The organism is Streptomyces sp. L-9-10 (genome assembly GCF_004151105.1).
GTDB lineage: Bacteria > Actinomycetota > Actinomycetes > Streptomycetales > Streptomycetaceae > Streptomyces.
This window is the reverse complement of record NZ_PHRF01000015.1, coordinates 233-1,170: the sequence shown is the minus strand read 5'-3', so window position 1 is coordinate 1,170 and position 938 is coordinate 233. Positions and strand designations below refer to the sequence as shown.

1 protein-coding gene is annotated in these 938 nt (G+C 66.8%); it reads right to left on the bottom strand.

Features of this window, described 5'->3' with window-relative positions; genetic code table 11:
• Nucleotides 1-938, bottom strand: a 938-nt coding sequence (locus tag CU044_RS03085; RefSeq protein ID WP_193563857.1) for an AMP-binding protein, incomplete at both ends; no start/stop codon positions are given.

The window sequence follows — 938 nt, the reverse complement described above, 5'->3', positions numbered from 1 at the left end:
CCGCCCACCCGAACCAAACGGATCCGCCACAAACCGCTCCGACGTCAACCCCGAACGACCCAGATACCCACGCGCCAACCCCGGCCCCGCCACATACAGTTCGCCGGGTACGCCGACCGGCACCGGTCGCAGCCACCTGTCCAGCACCCATACCCGCGCATCCGCGACCGGCACCCCGATCGGCGGAGCACTCACCGCGGGCTCCAGCCGTCCGCTGACCGATGCCGCGATGGTCACTTCCGTCGGACCGTACGCGTTGAACATCGCGCGGCCCGCGGACCACCGACCCACCAGTTCACTTCCCAGCGCCTCGCCGCCCGTCACCAGCACCCGGAGATCGGGCAGCTCACCGGCCGGCACACTGCCCAGCACCGTCGGCGGCACCAGCGAATGCGTAATCCGCTCCCCCACAAACACATCCAGCAACTCCTGCCCGGCCAACGCCCGACCACCCTCAGGAATCACCAACGTCCCACCACCACCCAGAGCCATCAACAGCTCCATCACCGACGCATCAAAACCCGCCGACGCCAACTGCAACACCCGCGAAGACGCGTCCAGCCCGAACCGCTCCACCATCGCCGCCGCGAAACCCGCGATACCCCGGTGCGACACGACCACACCCTTGGGACGCCCCGTCGACCCCGACGTATAAATCACATACGCCGCCGAATCCAACGACACCGGCCCCACAGGCGAAGAAACAGACACCGCCCCGGTCCCAGACTCAGACTCAGCCCCGGACTCCGAAGCAGCGGCAAGAACCCCCCACATCTCCTCATCAATCACCAGCTCAGCACCACAATCCGCCGTCACGAACTCCATACGCTCAACCGGCCACTCCGGATCCAACGGCACATACACACCCCCCACACGCACCACCGCCAACAACGCCACCAACCACTCCACCGACCTCGGCAAACACACACCCACCCGCG